Origin of the sequence: Aliidiomarina halalkaliphila, from assembly GCF_007096385.1 — a bacterium.
Taxonomy (GTDB): domain Bacteria; phylum Pseudomonadota; class Gammaproteobacteria; order Enterobacterales; family Alteromonadaceae; genus Aliidiomarina; species Aliidiomarina halalkaliphila.
This window is the reverse complement of the sequence record NZ_VJWL01000001.1, coordinates 1,135,162-1,150,776: the sequence shown is the minus strand read 5'-3', so window position 1 is coordinate 1,150,776 and position 15,615 is coordinate 1,135,162. Positions and strand designations below refer to the sequence as shown.

The 15,615-nt window shown below is 52.5% G+C and carries 21 protein-coding genes and 1 tRNA gene; 6 read left to right on the top strand and 16 right to left on the bottom strand.

Annotated elements, in window-relative coordinates; genetic code table 11:
* The first annotated feature begins 3 nt into the window (after nucleotides 1-3).
* Nucleotides 4-858 (top strand): NAD(P)H-binding protein, encoded by an 855-nt coding sequence (locus FM042_RS05295; protein ID WP_143235041.1) that lies wholly within the window; start codon nucleotides 4-6, stop codon nucleotides 856-858.
* A gap of 23 nt (nucleotides 859-881) precedes the next feature.
* Here FM042_RS05295 and FM042_RS05290 read toward each other — a convergent pair whose 3' ends face one another.
* Nucleotides 882-1,010 carry a DUF3149 domain-containing protein gene (locus FM042_RS05290; protein WP_143235039.1) on the bottom strand — a complete coding sequence of 43 codons (129 nt, stop codon included), beginning with the start codon at nucleotides 1,008-1,010 and terminating at the stop codon, nucleotides 882-884.
* 175 nt (nucleotides 1,011-1,185) lie between these two features.
* On the opposite strand from FM042_RS05290, the gene FM042_RS05285 reads away from it, so the two are divergent.
* From FM042_RS05285 to FM042_RS05270, 4 genes are all read left to right on the top strand, one after another.
* Nucleotides 1,186-2,562, top strand: a complete 1,377-nt coding sequence (locus tag FM042_RS05285) for an SLC13 family permease (protein ID WP_143235037.1) — start codon at nucleotides 1,186-1,188, stop codon at nucleotides 2,560-2,562.
* A gap of 18 nt (nucleotides 2,563-2,580) precedes the next feature.
* Nucleotides 2,581-3,045 (top strand): hypothetical protein, encoded by a 465-nt coding sequence (locus FM042_RS05280; RefSeq protein WP_143235035.1) that lies wholly within the window; start codon nucleotides 2,581-2,583, stop codon nucleotides 3,043-3,045.
* 96 nt (nucleotides 3,046-3,141) lie between these two features.
* Nucleotides 3,142-3,354 (top strand): DUF2798 domain-containing protein, encoded by a 213-nt coding sequence (locus FM042_RS05275; protein WP_221931497.1) that lies wholly within the window; start codon nucleotides 3,142-3,144, stop codon nucleotides 3,352-3,354.
* Between the two features lie 127 nt (nucleotides 3,355-3,481).
* Nucleotides 3,482-4,009 (top strand): hypothetical protein, encoded by a 528-nt coding sequence (locus tag FM042_RS05270; RefSeq protein WP_143235030.1) that lies wholly within the window; start codon nucleotides 3,482-3,484, stop codon nucleotides 4,007-4,009.
* A 149-nt stretch (nucleotides 4,010-4,158) separates the two neighbouring features.
* Here FM042_RS05270 and FM042_RS05265 read toward each other — a convergent pair.
* The 15 genes from FM042_RS05265 to asnA all read right to left on the bottom strand — a co-directional run bounded on the left by FM042_RS05265 (nucleotide 4,159) and on the right by asnA (nucleotide 14,928).
* Nucleotides 4,159-4,249, bottom strand: a tRNA-Ser gene (locus tag FM042_RS05265).
* Between the two features lie 83 nt (nucleotides 4,250-4,332).
* A complete protein-coding gene (locus tag FM042_RS05260; protein WP_143235028.1) occupies nucleotides 4,333-4,926 on the bottom strand; it encodes a hypothetical protein in 594 nt (197 codons plus the stop codon).
* Nucleotides 4,927-5,119: 193 nt separating this feature from the next.
* Nucleotides 5,120-6,445 carry a complex I subunit 5 family protein gene (locus FM042_RS05255; protein ID WP_143235026.1) on the bottom strand — a complete coding sequence of 442 codons (1,326 nt, stop codon included), beginning with the start codon at nucleotides 6,443-6,445 and terminating at the stop codon, nucleotides 5,120-5,122.
* 145 nt (nucleotides 6,446-6,590) lie between these two features.
* Nucleotides 6,591-8,096, bottom strand: coding sequence for a proton-conducting transporter transmembrane domain-containing protein (locus FM042_RS05250; protein WP_143235024.1), 1,506 nt, complete (start codon nucleotides 8,094-8,096; stop codon nucleotides 6,591-6,593).
* Nucleotides 8,093-9,550 carry a complex I subunit 5 family protein gene (locus FM042_RS05245; RefSeq protein ID WP_143235022.1) on the bottom strand — a complete coding sequence of 486 codons (1,458 nt, stop codon included), beginning with the start codon at nucleotides 9,548-9,550 and terminating at the stop codon, nucleotides 8,093-8,095. The genes FM042_RS05250 and FM042_RS05245 overlap by 4 nt, the downstream gene beginning before the upstream one ends.
* Complete coding sequence (locus FM042_RS05240) at nucleotides 9,547-9,831, bottom strand: NADH-quinone oxidoreductase subunit K (protein ID WP_143235020.1); 285 nt, start codon at nucleotides 9,829-9,831, stop codon at nucleotides 9,547-9,549. Before FM042_RS05240 ends, FM042_RS05245 begins: the two co-directional genes overlap by 4 nt.
* Nucleotides 9,821-10,510 carry an MnhB domain-containing protein gene (locus FM042_RS05235; protein ID WP_143235017.1) on the bottom strand — a complete coding sequence of 230 codons (690 nt, stop codon included), beginning with the start codon at nucleotides 10,508-10,510 and terminating at the stop codon, nucleotides 9,821-9,823. The genes FM042_RS05240 and FM042_RS05235 overlap by 11 nt, the downstream gene beginning before the upstream one ends.
* Nucleotides 10,507-10,776, bottom strand: coding sequence for a Na(+)/H(+) antiporter subunit B (locus FM042_RS05230; protein WP_143235015.1), 270 nt, complete (start codon nucleotides 10,774-10,776; stop codon nucleotides 10,507-10,509). The genes FM042_RS05235 and FM042_RS05230 overlap by 4 nt, the downstream gene beginning before the upstream one ends.
* Nucleotides 10,773-11,114 carry a monovalent cation/H(+) antiporter subunit G gene (mnhG, locus tag FM042_RS05225; protein ID WP_143235012.1) on the bottom strand — a complete coding sequence of 114 codons (342 nt, stop codon included), beginning with the start codon at nucleotides 11,112-11,114 and terminating at the stop codon, nucleotides 10,773-10,775. Before mnhG ends, FM042_RS05230 begins: the two co-directional genes overlap by 4 nt.
* Entirely contained in the window at nucleotides 11,111-11,398 is a 288-nt protein-coding gene (locus FM042_RS05220) for a monovalent cation/H+ antiporter complex subunit F (protein WP_143235009.1), read from the bottom strand. Before FM042_RS05220 ends, mnhG begins: the two co-directional genes overlap by 4 nt.
* The gene (locus FM042_RS05215) at nucleotides 11,395-11,949 is read right to left on the bottom strand and encodes a Na+/H+ antiporter subunit E (protein WP_143235006.1); all 555 of its coding nucleotides are present in this window, start codon (nucleotides 11,947-11,949) and stop codon (nucleotides 11,395-11,397) included. The genes FM042_RS05220 and FM042_RS05215 overlap by 4 nt, the downstream gene beginning before the upstream one ends.
* A gap of 16 nt (nucleotides 11,950-11,965) precedes the next feature.
* Complete coding sequence (gene bfr, locus FM042_RS05210) at nucleotides 11,966-12,436, bottom strand: bacterioferritin (protein WP_143235004.1); 471 nt, start codon at nucleotides 12,434-12,436, stop codon at nucleotides 11,966-11,968.
* Nucleotides 12,437-12,447: 11 nt separating this feature from the next.
* A complete protein-coding gene (gene bfr, locus FM042_RS05205) occupies nucleotides 12,448-12,912 on the bottom strand; it encodes a bacterioferritin (protein ID WP_143235002.1) in 465 nt (154 codons plus the stop codon).
* 536 nt (nucleotides 12,913-13,448) lie between these two features.
* Entirely contained in the window at nucleotides 13,449-13,685 is a 237-nt protein-coding gene (locus FM042_RS05200; protein WP_143235000.1) for a bacterioferritin-associated ferredoxin, read from the bottom strand.
* Between the two features lie 280 nt (nucleotides 13,686-13,965).
* Nucleotides 13,966-14,928 carry an aspartate--ammonia ligase gene (asnA, locus tag FM042_RS05195; RefSeq protein WP_143234998.1) on the bottom strand — a complete coding sequence of 321 codons (963 nt, stop codon included), beginning with the start codon at nucleotides 14,926-14,928 and terminating at the stop codon, nucleotides 13,966-13,968.
* 179 nt (nucleotides 14,929-15,107) lie between these two features.
* Here asnA and asnC point away from each other — a divergent pair, with 179 nt between their 5' ends.
* The gene (asnC, locus tag FM042_RS05190; RefSeq protein WP_143234996.1) at nucleotides 15,108-15,554 is read left to right on the top strand and encodes a transcriptional regulator AsnC; all 447 of its coding nucleotides are present in this window, start codon (nucleotides 15,108-15,110) and stop codon (nucleotides 15,552-15,554) included.
* Nucleotides 15,555-15,615: the final 61 nt, after the last annotated feature.

Here is a 15,615-nt window from a genome sequence, read left to right as displayed (position 1 = left end):
ATAATGGCTGAAACTCCCCGCGTACTTCTTGTTGGCTATGGCGACATTGCCTGTCGCCTTACGCCGTTATTACTCGATCGCGGTTTCGCGGTAACCGGTATGCGTCGCCATCCGGAGCGTGCCAACCTTCCTGAATTACATACCCACAGCCCAGAATTTTCTTTGGTGCAGGGGGATGCTTGCGCCATTGACGACTGGCACCGAATCCTGCAAAACCGCTACGACGCCATTATTTTTACCCTGACGCCAAGTGCTTATACCGAGCTGGGTTATCAGCAAGGCTATGTGGTGCCGGTGCGCACCATGCTCGCCGCCATGAAAGATTTTTCTGCAGCAATGTTGCCTACGGTACTTTATGTTTCGAGCACCGCTGTTTATGGCGAGCGCGATGGGGAATGGGTAGATGAGCAAACACCAACGCGGCCTACGGGCTTTTCTGGCGAGCAACTTCTAATGGCAGAGAATGTACTTCGGGACTGCGGGTTGCCCCATGTGATTGTGCGAGCGTCGGGCATTTACGGTCCAGGACGGGAGCGCATGGCGCAAAGTATCGAAGAGGGCACCTACACCATTACGCCAGCCTGGACTAATCGTATTCATGCAGACGACTTAGCCAGAGCGCTCGATCATTTGTTGATGCTGAAGCTTAGCGACGAGCCCATGGAAGATGTGTACCTCGCCACCGACGACGAGCCGTTACAGGCGGAAGATTATGTAAAACGCGTGGCCAAACGACTCGGCGTAGATGCTAGCCAGCTTCCGCGCTCAAATGAAATCGGGCCGCGCGGTAGCAAACGTTTATCTAACGCTCGCTTAATCGCCACTGGCTTCGAATTCCTACACCCCACCTACGAGTAGCCAACGCATCGCGTTGAGTATGACTATTCCGCGTGTTGTACTTTGTAGATAAAGTAGATCGCGTAGAAAATACAAATCCCTAACACCACCGCTAAGCCAGTGAATGAAAAGAAAATCACTGGGTCACTTAAAAACTCACGCCATAGATTCATTGCGAGTTCCTCCTTACTAAGTTGATAGCATCAGTATATCGTCGCCGAAATTCCCTGATATGACGTGGATCAAGCTTCTGATGCATCGTTCAATCCTTGCTGGTGCTATGCTCTCACGCAGGTATAATCGGAAAAAACAACAAGAACACGACAAGGAATAACTATGGTTGGCGCCATGTCGCAATCATTCAAAGCAAACCATATCGCCATTGGCCCCGTCGTCGCGCTATTAGCGTGGTTGATTGCAACGCTGGCAGGCATGCCGCCGCAAGCGTCGTGGACACTGGCGGTTGTTGTCTGGGTCGCGTGGTGGTGGATTACCGAAGCACTGCCGTTGCCCGTCACTTCCTTACTGCCTTTCGTTTTGCTACCGCTCGGTGGGATTCTCGATTTTCGTGAGGCCAGCGGCGCCTTAGGCGACCACGTGATTGTGCTCTTTATGGGCGCATTTATGTTGGCCAAGGCCGTGGAAGCAAGCGGTGTGCATAAACGCATTGCACTCACTTTGGTGAGCTGGATTGGCGTCACCGAAGGTCGTCGCATTGTGTTGTCATTTATGTTGGCGGTGGCGGTGTTGTCCATGTGGATCTCCAATACCGCCGCAGTGCTTGCCCTACTGCCCGTCGCCTTGGCCATGGCCGATGCCAGTGATAATCATCGATTCCAACGTGCGCTTTTGCTGGGTTTGGCCTATTCTGCATCCTTAGGTGGCGTGGCCACACTGATCGGTACGCCTCCCAATCTCATCTTCGCATCTATCTATGAAACCTACTCCGGCGAAACCTTCGGTTTTGGTCGCTGGATGCAAATTGGTATTCCCATGGTTGTGCTCGGCCTGCCGGTAATCGGTTGGTGGCTAACGCGCGGCCTAAAACTATCCATGCCCTTAGAATTGCCGACCCAAGGCCCGATCACCCGCTACGAAAAACGCGTGTTAATGGTGTTTGGTGCAGTGATCTTCTTATGGGTATTTCGCACTGAGCCCTTTGGGGGCTGGACGGGTTTTACCGGCGTTAGCGGCGTAGGCGACAGCACCATTGCCTTAGCCGGCGTGGTAGCCATGTTCGTGGTGAGTAACGGCCAAGGTGGGCGCTTACTTACGTGGGAACAAGCGGTAAATATTCCCTGGGGAATTTTACTTCTATTCGCAGGCGGGATCTGTTTGGCAGCCGGGGTTATGGCCTCGGGCCTCAGCGACATTATTGGCGCGGGACTAAGCGGCATGATTGGCATTCCCATCTGGCTGCTGATTTTCCTGCTCGCGTTGAGTGTATCTTTCCTCACGGAAGTGACCTCCAATACCGCCACAGCAACGCTGTTGATGCCGATCTTGGCGGCCACCGCCGGTTCCGCTGGTTTGCCCATTGAGCTTCTGATGATCCCAGCGGTGATTGCCTGTAGTTGCGCGTTTTGTATGCCCGTAGCCACGCCGCCCAACTCCATCGTGTTCGCGTCAGAGAAAATAACCATTAAAGAAATGGCGCGGGAAGGGGTGGTGCTGAATGTACTGCTGGCTGGGGTGATTACCATTGTGGCAATGGTGTTTGTGTGATGTGGATAAGGATATGCCATGAAGCCTAAAACCGACTGGCGTCATCACTTTCGTTGGTATCGCGCGCTGGCTTTGTGCGTGCTTGCATTCACTCTGATAAGTTTATCCCTGATATACCCAAGTTTGCCGGAGCTGATGCAGCAGAACTTTCATATTGATGGAAGCTTTCGCGGCTTCTCGAGTAAAGTACACTTATGGGTGTTGCCTGCCGCGGGTGCCTTGATCTGCTTCGCCGCCTACAAAGATAGCGTGAATAAACAACGACAAAACCGCGAGCGAGATAGCCGCTCCGAAACCGAACATGATCACGACATGCTCAGTGCTACTTGGTTTGCGGCGGCATTGGCGAATATCGGGGTCGCCAACGTGCTGTTTATTTACGTGGCCGAGGCGCACAGCTGGTGGTATCCCGATGTGCGTGCCTTATTTATTTATCCGATCGTGATTTTTATCGGGATGATTCTTTACTTCAGCCGCGCATGATTCATTTTTTGAATATTAGCAATCCATAAAGTTAGCTGGAGGTTTGCGCGGGCCTCCCGCATAATCGCAGCATCATGAATGAGCGGAGCAAGAGTTTTGAAGAAATTAGTATTTCCCGTGTTGATGTCACTGTATATGGCATTTCTGATGACAGGATTAATCACTTGGATTAATACCGGCTTAGGCGAAGGCTTTCTCGGGCGCTGGTGGACGGCGTTCTACATCGCCTGGCCCATTGCAGCACTATTGGTGTTACTGGGCGCCCAGCGTATTCGGAGCTTGAGCGAGAAGATTGGAAAGCGGTTGTAGCGGGCTCTACAAGCGTTTTCTGTCTAACCGCAACCCTTTGATTAACACACGTATAAACTTGAGTCGGCGCTATTTTTTCTATTAAAATCTGAAGCTTACAATATAGATAGCTAAAGAGAGACTTTTGATGTTTAAAAGCCTAAAAAATATGTGGCGAATGGCCCAAGCCGCGACAGTTCTAGAGCAGATCGTTGAGGAAGAGTTGCGGTATAACGCGCATCTTTCAGTAGGAGACTACAAGGCATTTGCGCGTAAAATCATTGAACACTCGTGGGAACTAAACAAACAAACTTATTCTGGAAAAATAGGGCCTCGTCCTAAAAGCGTAACTATTGCCATCTGTGCAGTCGCCGAAGCCCTTGAGCGAGTTGAATTTGGCAGCGATGCGCACTTTATTTTATCAAGCAGTTTCTCTACGTTATCAACTCACCTAATTAAAAATGATTTTGCGTACGATCTGAAGAAAATTGACGAGCTCTTAATTGATGAAGCCTTAAAGAGAGGTGCACGTAAGCTTGAAGAATTCGCTAATAAGAGTAGAGATATGTTTTCTTATGCTGGATTTTCAATGGAGGATTTTTCGGGGGCAGAAGATCCCGATGCCATCGGTAGTGAGAATTTAGAGCACACAAAGCAAGATGCAGTTATTAAATGATGCAGGCCGAAGGGTTCTTCATCGCCATCCCTCGTTCGCGCGTGCAAATTCGCTTCCTGCCAATTTGTCGAACCGAAGGGTTCTTCATCACCATCCCTCGTCCGCAATAACGAAAAAACCCGCCGTAAAGGCGGGTTTTTTCGTTATTCTGGCGGAGAGAGAGGGATTCGAACCCTCGATACGGGGTTACCGTATACACACTTTCCAGGCGTGCTCCTTCAGCCACTCGGACACCTCTCCTGCAAGCCGCGCTATGTTAGGGAATTCGCTCCTTGGAATCAAGGGAAAGCGTGAATTTTTCGGTAAATACCCCGCGCTGCGGGCTATAAAAACAGTTTCGGTAGGTCCTTAGTATAAATACCGCGTGTACACAGTGCGGTATTCCCATTAACAGCCCATGCCGGATTCTCTTCATATTTAGCCCGGCCATAGGCGCTGGCGTGTGTGATATCGATCTGAATACGCGGCTGGAAAGTTGCTAGCTGACATAAATCTTGTGGCGGATCATCGACCCGTCCTTCCAACAATGAGCAGCCACATTCCGCAAATTGATTATCGCTCGTGCGGTAGATAAAGCTCCAAAGGAAATCATCGATAACCCACTGGTCATTGTGTCGCATGAGCAGAAAGTAGGTGAAACGTTCTTCCATAAATGCCGGGTAGTGATGGGAGCTGGTAAAGAGTGCGCTTATTACATCACCCGCTGCGAGCATGGGTGAATGGCTTTCAACAATGCGATAGCGATAGTGGTAGATGTCGTTGATGCAGTAAATCAACTCATCAGAATGCTCACAGGGAATCATTTCATGGCTTACATACTCGGCAACCACAGGATGAAACTCCTCGGCTTGCGCAGGAGCCCCGAACAGGGCAAGTATAAATAGGGCGATGATTATTTTCTTGGTGAAAGCCAGCATATGAGAAGCTCCTAAAACCCGATAAATCAGCATCGCAGAACTTTACTAAAAACACAATTCCGCCCCAGGGGTAGAACTGTTAAAACAGGCTGGGAGGCTCTGTTAAGCTTAAGGATCCCTGTGGTTGAAGGTGCTGGCGGAGATTGCGTTTTATGGGAGTTTCACCCCTGGGGTGGAATTGTTGTTTGTACGCTTAGTGTTTGCGCAAGAGGTAGAAGTAGCGGGCCATGAGGGCGGTGGTGGCGAGGGCGCCGGCGCTGAAAATGGGGTAGAGGAGGCCGACGGGAAGGTCGGCGATCACGTGCTTAAACAGATCTTTGGCATATTCGCCGCTGCTGAAGGGCACGCCGATAAGGTTTAGAGCGGGGATCAGTAGGAACACGAGCATGAGCGTGGCGGCGCGTCCGCTTAGAGCACTGACCCAACCAACACCAAAGAAGAGCACGCCTTTATTAAAGCCATGATGCACGGCGAACACCACAATGGCGGCGAGAATCGCCTCCCAAGCGGCGTCGTAAAGCCAGCCGGTGCCTAACATCACGGTAATCATGCCCATCTGGCTTACGCTCGAATAAGCCAATACCGCTTTCGCTTTTTTCGCGAACACGCCCATCAACGCGGCCCCGAAAGCACCGATCAAACCGAGTATCACCGCCAAAGATGCCACGTTTGCAAAGTTACCACCGGCGGCAAAATCACCAAGAGGCAAGGTGAGTAGCCATCCCACCAAACCGGCTTTAATCATGGCGCCACTGAGTACAGCACTGGCAGGCGTTGGCGCTACTGGGTGCGCTAATGGCAACCACCAATGTAAGCCTGCCAAACCAGCCTTTACGCCAAAACCTAAGAACAGCAGTAAGGCGATCCAGACACCGTTGGCACTGGCGGCAATAGCGGCGGGTAAGCTGGAAATGAGCGGCGCGGTAGGCGTGAGTTCACCGGCGGCGGCGTGGGCGGCACCCCAGATGAGTCCGCTGAGCAACAGGCCTTCGCCAATCACCGCTAACAGAATATAAACTTTACCGGCAAACAAAGCATTTGGGGTTTGTGTGTGAATCACAAGCCCAAAGGCGGCGAATGTCATCAAGGCAAACAAGGTGTAAAAGGAGGCAATGTCACCCGCCACCAAAAGGCCAATGTTACCGCTCAAAGTGAGCAGCCAGCAGCGGATGTAACGGGCGATATGGGGTTGTTGATCGGCACTGTTATCGCGCAGTTGCTGCCACACATAGATGCCGGCGACGGTCCATAGCAGAACCGTCATTAACAGAATCGGGGCCAACGTATTATCAAAGCGCCAATGCAAACCGAGCATGAGCCAGGGTATCTCGGTGATGAATTCCGGCTGTCCCTGTGCGTACCAAAGCAGAACGGCGAGGAGCATCGGCAAGGGCGCAGCAATCAACATCCAGCCGCGCCGGCGGGCGGTGTCGGTGCGCACACAGCAAGCCAGCACCAGCGGAAACACGACCAGCAAAGGGAGCGGAATATGATGCAATAAATACATGATCAACGTCATCTGCTCACTCCTGAACGGGATATGCTTACGAAGCCCTCAGAGCCGTCGAAGCCTCCAAGGCCTCGGGACCCTCCAAACCCTCTGGAGCCAGCCATGCCACCTAAACCCTTGAATGTTTCCAAACCAACGAATCCAGCCAAAATCATCACGGCAAATACTCCCGGAATGCAATTAAGCTCGCCCAACTCAGGGGGCTCCAGGCGTGGGCCGCGAACAGACCGGCGGCAAGCGAAAATACAGCGGTGGCGACGGTAGGCCAGAGTAGTAAGCCGTGGGTTTCAAAGCGAGCGGCTTTGATATGCTCGTCCGGCCACGGGCCTTGCTTGGGCTTAAACCATAAACGATACACAATGGGTAAAAAGTACCCAGCGTTGAGCATACTGCTCAGAATTAACACGCCAATTACCCAGCCCATCCCCGCATCGAGGGCGCCGATGCCCAGATACCACTTACTAATAAAGCCCGCCAGTGGCGGTACCCCTATCATGCCAAAGGCACCAAGGGTAAAGGCAATGCTGGTGAGCGGCATGCGCCTCCCGACACCGTCGAGATCTTTGATTTTATGAATGCCCAAGGTTTCTGCGTAGTTCCCCGCACAGAAAAACAGGGTCACTTTCATAATGCCCTGATGCAGCAAATGTACGATACCGCCAATGGTGCCGATGGGGCCAAACAAACAGGCACCGAGCGCGATGTACGACACCTGACTCACCGTCGAATAAGCCAGCCGCTTTTTCATTTCTACTTGCTGCAAGGCGCGTAGGGAGCCCCAAATAATAGTGATGGACGCTAAGATCGCCAGCGGTAGCAGCACCCCGAGTTGCCACGCAAATTCCACCCCATAGATATTGTAAATCACCCGCACGATGCCAAAGGCACCGGCTTTCACTACCGCAACGGCATGCAACAAGGCGCTTACCGGCGCCGGGGCCACCATGGCGACGGGCAGCCAGCCGTGCAATGGCACTAAGGCGGCTTTCACGCCAAGCCCGGCGATTAGCACAAAGAAGATGACCGCGAGGGTAAAATGTTGCTCGCTCGGCAATGCGGACAAGGTTCCGGTTTCTGCGAATTCGGTCATGGTGCCGGTTTGGTCCACCAAGCCATACATCAGCGCCACACCCACCAAGAGCACAGCGCCGCCGCCCAAGGTGTATTTCAAATAGGTGCGTCCGGCTCGCAACGATTCTTCAGTGCCACGATGCACCACCAGCGGATAGGTGGAAAGTGTGAGTAACTCGAAGAAAATCAAAAAGGTAAACAAGTTACCGGCAAGGGCGATACCCATGGTGCTGGCCACACACAAACTGAAGAAGCCAAAGAAGCGACTGCGATTGGGCGCGCCTTCCAGATAACCAATGGCGTAGAGGGTGGTAAACAGCCAGAGTACACTAGAGAGCCCAGCAAAGAGCATGGAGAGCGCGTCGGCCCTGAGCACTAAATCGATGCCTGGCAGCAGCTCATAACGAAACTCGTAATCGACCTGATTGGCGATGCCCGCAATCATCACCGCCACCAGAACTATTTTGAGAACCGCCGCGGCAAGGTTAAGGCTAACGCGCAGGCGGTAATAGCGCTCTGGCAAGATAAAAATCAGCACCGCGGTGATCAGCGATGTGGCAAGTACAAATACAGGGAGGAGGGCTGTCATGGGGTGCCTCCCATGGTCGCTGGCGCAATGTCTGTAAGGTTCATTAACGATAAAGGCAGCTCACTGACAAAGCCCAAGGCGATGGCCATCAAGGCTAACGCCAAAGCACTAAGTTGCAACGCAGGGTGGGTATCTTGAATCTCGTGTTTAGCGGATTGTAAAAACGACACCCGAAATACGCGGAACACATAAGCGGCGGTGAGTAAGCCGCCGATGATCATGACAACAAACCAGTGCCACTGTCCGCTGGCGATAGCGGATTGCAACAGCAGCCACTTGGCATTAAAGCCGCCACTTGGAGGCAGGCCCATTAAACTCACCGCGGAGAGTCCAAAGGCAAATAGTGCGACAGGATTGCGTTGGGATACGCCACCAAAATCGTTAATACGGCCATGGCCTAGGGCTAACACAAGGGTTCCGACTGCCAAGAACATGGCCGCTTTGGCAAAGGCATGAGCGAGCAGGTGCAAGATGGTACCTTGCCAAGCCAGCTGCGCCGCCGCTTCGCTGACGCCAATGGCAAGCGGAAACAGCAACATTAAGTAACCGAGCTGCGCTACGGTGGAGTAGGCCACTAGCATCTTAATTTGTCGGGTTTGAAAGGCCTGCCAACTGCCCCAAAAAATCGCCCCAGCACCTAATGCACCCATGGCTTGGGCGGCGGTGACGGTGACTGCGAGGGCGCCCACATCAAGCCAAAGTAACGCCAGAATATAAAACGAAGCTTTGACTACCAAGGCCGAAAGTAAGGCACTCACCGGGGCCAGCGCACCCCCGTGGGCCGGGGGTAACCAATAATGCAGCGGGAAGATTGCGGTTTTCAATAATAAACCCACGGTCATTAATGCTAAAGCCACCTGCGTGGTGGGGTTGGCCGCAGCCATGTCACTGAGCTGGGCAATCGAGAGTGTCCCGTAAGCACCGTACAGCAAGGCGACGCCGGCCAGATAAGCAAGGGAACCAAAAAGTGCCGCGTACAAATAGTCGAGGGCCGCTTTGAGGGTGGTCTTCTCGGCGGTGAGGGCCACCATACCCACGGCGCTTAGGCCAAGGAGCTCGAGGCCCACGTAGAGATTAAATAAATCACCGGCCAGCCAGATACCGTTGAGCGCCGCCAGAAGGAACCAGAATAGCGGCCAGAAATAGCGTTGTTCGCGCGGGTAACGCGTTAAAAAATACTGGGCATAGATGGCGCACAGAGCTGCAATCAGGGCAGTAAGCGCAAGTAAGGTGACGCTAAAACCATCGGCGATCAAGCTGATGCCGAGCGGGGCCTGCCAGTCGCCGAGCGCGTAATCTTGCGGGCCGTGTTGATAAATCTCCATGCATAACAGTACCGCAGCGCCTACTTGCAGCACTAAGCCGGGAATAATAATCGCCCGCACCCAATGGCGGGGAAGGAGCAAAGTGAGAATAGCGAAGGCCAGTGGGATAATCAGTAAAATAGGCGTCATGGCGCGGGATTCCCTCCAGCACGCACGTAGCGTCGTAAGAGTACCAAAGCGAGCGCGGTGGCACTGACCGCCACCACAATGCCGGTGAGCACCAATGCCTGAGGTACCGGATCCACGCCATGTTGATGCTGTGGCAAGCCGACCATTATGAGAAACACGCCAGAGCCCATGATGTTAAAGGCCAAGAGCTTTTTCATCAGATGTTTGCTGGTGAGAAATGCAAATACCGAGAGCGCGACAATCACAGCACCGACGGCGGCGTACCATAAATCAATCGTCATCGGCGCCTCCTCGAGGGCTAGAATCGCCCGGGGCATGCACAAATAGGCTGATCAACGTGAGGCCGATGGAGAAGGTGAGTACGGCTTCAATGAGGAAAATCAGTGAGCCGGCCCAGCCTTCGGGATAATTTAAGAATGGGCGACCGCCGAGCATGGCGCTCACCGCGACGGTTAGAAATAGAATAAAGCCGAGGGCGAGGCCGAGGCGCAGCAATACATCGGCGCGGCTGGCGATGTCATAGCCAGCTAACCGTGCGATGACCCCAGCAGCGGCAACCAGTGCCCCTGCTTGGAAAGCGCCGCCAGGTGCGTACGAGCCGGACCAGAGGATATACACGCTGGTAATTAATAGCAGCGGCAATAAGCGCCGAGTTAGCGCGTGTAACATGGGATCGCGAGCTTGCTCGGTGCTTGCGGTGAGCGCGTCACGTTCGCGCAGCGCCAAACCGGTAACGACCGCAACTAGTAAAACAGCAATCTCAAGCAAGGTATCGTAACTGCGGAAGTTCAACAACACCGCAGTAATGGGATGGGCAATGCCGCTTTGTTCAAGGTTAAGCGCCACTTGCTGCGGGAGGTTCACTTGAATCTCAGGCACCCACAGGATGGCAACGAGCAGGGCATACAGGGTGCCGAGGGCGACGGTGCCTGCGACAGCGATGCGGAGCGTCCGGTTCATGGGCGTGGCTCCTTCTTGCTGCGGCGTTTTTGTTTGGCTTTGCGCAAGGTGCCTAAGGTATCAAGAAAGAGCACGCCAGTGAGGCCGGCGCCGATGGCCGCTTCTGCGAGGGCCAGATCTGGGGCTTGGAGTCGTGTCCAGGTGATGGCCAAGAGCAAACCGAAGACCACAAATAACACCACCGAACGGAATAGATGGGTGGAGAGGAAAACGCCGCTTGCTGCCAAAATAAGACCGAGGCCGAGAAGAATATCGAAAGCGATCATAACCCCTCCGCTTTGGTTTGCTCGCCTTTTAGGGGCTGGGTTTTGGCATCCGCTGCGCGCTCCTTGGCTTCCGAGGCGCGCTGTTTAGCGGCCACCAAATAGGCGGCCACGGAGCTGGCGCCTAACACCAGCAGCCAACACAAAATAAGCTTAAGGGCTTGGGCGACAGAATCGGTGCTCGGCAGTAAGCCAAGGACAATTAACCCCATACCGATGTTATCGGCTTTAGTGAGTGCGTGAATGCGGGTGTAAACATCAGGAAAGCGCAGCAGGCCAACGGTGCCTACTAGAAAAAACAGAGCGCCCACGGAGATAATCAGGATTTGCAGGTACATCATGGCTGCTTTTCCTTGTTCTTGGCTGCTTTACTGGGGCTGCCGATACGGCGTACGAAGGCGATAGTGGCAACGGCGGCGAGTAAGGCAAGGATAAAGGCGATATCAATGAGGGCACGTTGCTCAGTGGCGACTGCCAGAATTAACAACGTGGCCACACCGGTGGTACCGAATAGCTGGGCCGCTAGCATGCGGTCGGCTTCATTGGGTCCGCGCCAGACACGGATGAGCCCAATGAGGAGCGAGAGCAGTAGCACGACGGCGATGCCGGTGAGGAAGTGACTCATGGCTTGTGCTCGCTTTTACTATCTTCAGTGCTGCGGACTGTCTGTGGCTCACCGGGTTCATGCTGGAATAAGCGCTGGAGAACACGCACCGTGCGATCACAGTCTTTGGCGACATCACTGTTGGTGTCGAGTACATGCAGCCGAATACCGGTGTCGGTGAGCTCTGTGGCAAGAGTGCCGGGGAGCAAGCTCACCACAGTGGCAAAGAATATACGCGGCTTGCCTTCGGGAAGGTCCAGCGAATAGTCGATGAAACCGGGGTTTAACTGCAAGCTCGGGTGCAGCGTGCGCCATGCCACATCGACGCCAGCGAGCAGCGAGCGATAACAAAAGTGCCCGAAAAATAGTGGAATGGCGCTCAAACGGATAGTGTTTTTAGGACGTTCAGGTTGAAGTTTTAGGGCCAACCAAGCACAAAACAGGGCCACAGGAACACCCAACCACCACGGAGCCAGCAGGTTGCCATTGGCCGCCGCCGTGTCATAGGTGAGGAGCCACCAAATGATGGCCATCATTAGAAAAGCAAAGAAATAACGCCTAAAACGCTGCATAGAGCATCCCGCCCGGTTACATCATTGCTTGTAAGAAACGCTCCAAACCGAGGCGATGGATCAAACCAAGTTGCTGGCGCAACCAATAAGCGTGATCTTCCTCGGTATCTCTGAGTATTTGCACCAAGGTATCGCGAGTTACGAAATCTTTTTCGCTTTCACACAATTGAATGGCGGCTTTTAGGGCCGTGGCGTTTTGTCGTTCAAGCTCCAGATCCGCCGCCAGCATTTCTGGAACCGTATCCGCATCGGGCAGAGGGTGGCGGTTTTCCATATTCGGTTCAGCGCCCAGATAAAGGATGCGCTCGATAAGCATTTTTGCGTGCAGACGCTCGTCGTCGGCCTCATGGGAAATCCGCTCTGCTAATTTCGAGAAGCCCCAATCCGCGTATTTTTCCGAATGATCTGTATATTGATCAATGGACGTTAGCTCCCATGCGAGCAGGCCATTGAGTGCATCGGTGATTTTCGAACTCGCTTTCGACATCAAATCACTCCTTAAAGCTGCTGCTGCAGATAATTTTCAACGCCGAGGGTGTCGATCAGGCTGCACTGGGTATCCAGCCAGTCTTGATGTTCCTCCTGCTGTTCAAGAATGGTGGCGAGAATTTTTCGACTTACGAAATCTTTTTCTGATTCGCAAATAGCGATGGCATCACGAATGTGACGGATGTCTTCGGTTTGCAACTTGTCGTCGAGCTTCAGCATTTCCGCGGGCTCTTCGCCAATGTAAAGCTTTCCGAGTTCTTGCAAATTTGGCAAGCCATCGAGGAGTAAGATGCGCTCAATCACATCATCAGCGTGCTTCATTTCTTCGATTGACGCCTTATAAATGCGCTCGTTCAGCACCGCGAATCCCCAATTTTTAAACATCCGCGCATGCAGGAAATACTGATTAATGGCTGTCAGTTTCCGAGTCAGCACCTTGTTTAGTGCCGCCAACACCACTGAATTTCCTCGCATAGCTACCTCCACTGTGTAATCGGATATGTCGCCCTTGATTGACGCCTCATTGCACCTGCCCAACAGACATCGCTAATGTATTGTCACAGCAACATATTTCATCCAATAAGAGTAGGCCTCCCACGCCCCAAATTCAAGCCCTCCCCACTTTTCCACAACAATTTCGCCCCAGGGGTGAAACTCCCGTTTTGGGGGCGCTACAACAATTGTGCCCCAGGGGTGGAATTCAGTTTCCGAGGCATCTTCAACAATTATGCCCCAGGGGTGGAATTCAAGGTTTGGCGCATCTCCGCGATCAGCAAAATCGCCACACAGCCCCGCCACAGTTGACTTTAAACAGTTCCGCCCCAGGGGTGTAATTCGGTTTCCGAGGCATCTTCAACAATTATGCCCCAGGGGTGTAATTCAGTTTCCGAGGCATCTTCAACAATTATGCCCCAGGGGTGGAACTCAAGAGCAAGGCACATTAACTGAGCGGCCAACGCGGTGCGCTGGCGGTTTGGAGATAGATTGAATGTCAGTCCCGAGGGTAGGACTTAGGTGTACAGGATATCGGCGTTGAAAGGTGTAGCCGCATCACGGATAGGCACTTCAATAACATCAGGGCGCGCGTGCAAACTGTCGTGCAACACGTCGCGTGCGTGGCAAGTACATTTACCACACTGCGAGCCGACGCCAAACTCTTGACGCAAGTCACGCATAGTGCAAGCGCCGCTTTCCACAGCCTTGCTGATTTGTTTGTCGGTTACACCTTTACACAGGCAAACGTACATAAAACCACCTCATTTATCGATGTATATAGTATAAACACAAATGAGAATGGTTATCAATCCATGATTAAAACAATTCTGCCCCTGGGGTGAAAGTCAGGTTTTTGACCAGGTTCGATAATTCTACCCCTGGGGCGAAAACCATGTTTTTACGCGTCTTCGATGAGAGTTCAATCGCTGTGCATCACTTATTAATGCTGGAATGCAACAATTCCACCCCTGGGGCGGAAGTGTTGTTTCAGTCTGGGTTCGTGAATTCCACCCCTGGGGCGGAAGTGTTGTTTTAGAGCAAGTCCGCGAATTGAGATTTGGTGGTGGGGCACCATACGCCGTGTTGTACATAGCCGATGTGAGGCTTTTGCATCATCCACATGCACAAGCGCGATTGGCCGATGCCGCCACCGACGGTTTGGGGTAGCTGCCCTGAAAGTAGCTTCTGGTGCCATGGCAAAGCCTCACTTTCGGTTCGGCCGGCGCTGGTGAGTTGCTTGAGCAAGGCGGCACGGTCTACACGAATACCCATAGAGCTTAGCTCAAGAGACTGTTTCAGAACGGGGTTCCAAACAATAATATCGCCGTTGAGCGACCAATCGTCATAGTCGGGGGCGCGCACATCGTGGATACTGCCATCACTCAACTGACCGCCAATACCCTCAAGAAAAATGGCGCCATATTGTTCGGCCGCTGCATGCTCACGCTCCTTGGGTGAAAACTCAGGATAGGCCTGAAGCAATTCCTCGCTAGTGAGAAAGGTGATCTGTTCTGGCAGGTGGAGGTCGCTACCAAAGCCTGCTTTGTATTCGGCGAGAGTGCTTTGTAATGCTGCGTAGATCGCTTTCACCGTCGCATGCAATTGTGATTGCGAACGCTGTTCGCCAGAAATAACCTGCTCCCAATCCCATTGATCCACAAACACAGAATGCACAGCGCTCAGTTGATCTTCATCCGGGCGCAGAGCCTTCATTTGCGTCACAATTCCTTCGCCCGCCTCGAACCCATATTGACCTAGCGTTGCGCGTTTCCACTTGGCCAACGAATGCACCACTTCGAAATCACGCTGCAACGCCTTTACCGGAACTTGTACCGCCTTTTCATGACCCGACAACGTATCCTGAACCCCTTCTGTAGGGTCCGTAAGAATTGGCGCTTGGATTTCAGTAAGGTTCAGGGCCGCACAGAGCGCATCGGTAAATTTCTGTTTTATATATCGAATTTCATGCTGTTGAGTTAAGAATACGGCTTTCATGGGAACCTCTCACGTTAAATTGTATATGCGTTGATGCTATGTAGATGTTTTATCGTCAAAGTGTCTATGTGTTCAATAGTGTTTTAACAAAAGCTAATTATGATGTGGATATATTTTAAAATTTGGCTATTTATTTAAGTATTCGTTATTATAAGCGCGTAAATAGGGAGTTTGCTTAGATGATCGATAATTTAGATAAAAAAATATTGAACGCGTTAAGCGACAACGCGCGCCTTTCATACGCAGAGATTGCCAAAGCGAACGGCGTGTCGCCTGCAACCGTGCATGTACGGGTTGAGAAAATGCGTAAAGCGGGGATAGTTACCGGCGCCAAATTAGCGATTGATCACCGCAAACTCGGCTACGACATTTGTTGTTTCATCGGCATTATCTTGCGTCAGGCTGGCGATTATCCATCTGCGTTAGAAAAGCTAAAAGCACTACCGGAAGTTACCGAGGCCTACTACACCACAGGCCAATACAGCGTACTCATCAAGGTGTTAGTAAAGAACATCGACGACTTACAGCGCTTGCTGATCGAGCGGCTGCAGGTCATCGACGAAATCCAATCCACGGAAACATTAATCTCCTTACAAAGCCCCATTCAGCGCAATATCCGCGCTTAAAACACGAGTTTCACCCCTGGGGCGGAGTTGTTGGAGATGCCGCGAAACACGAGTTTCACCC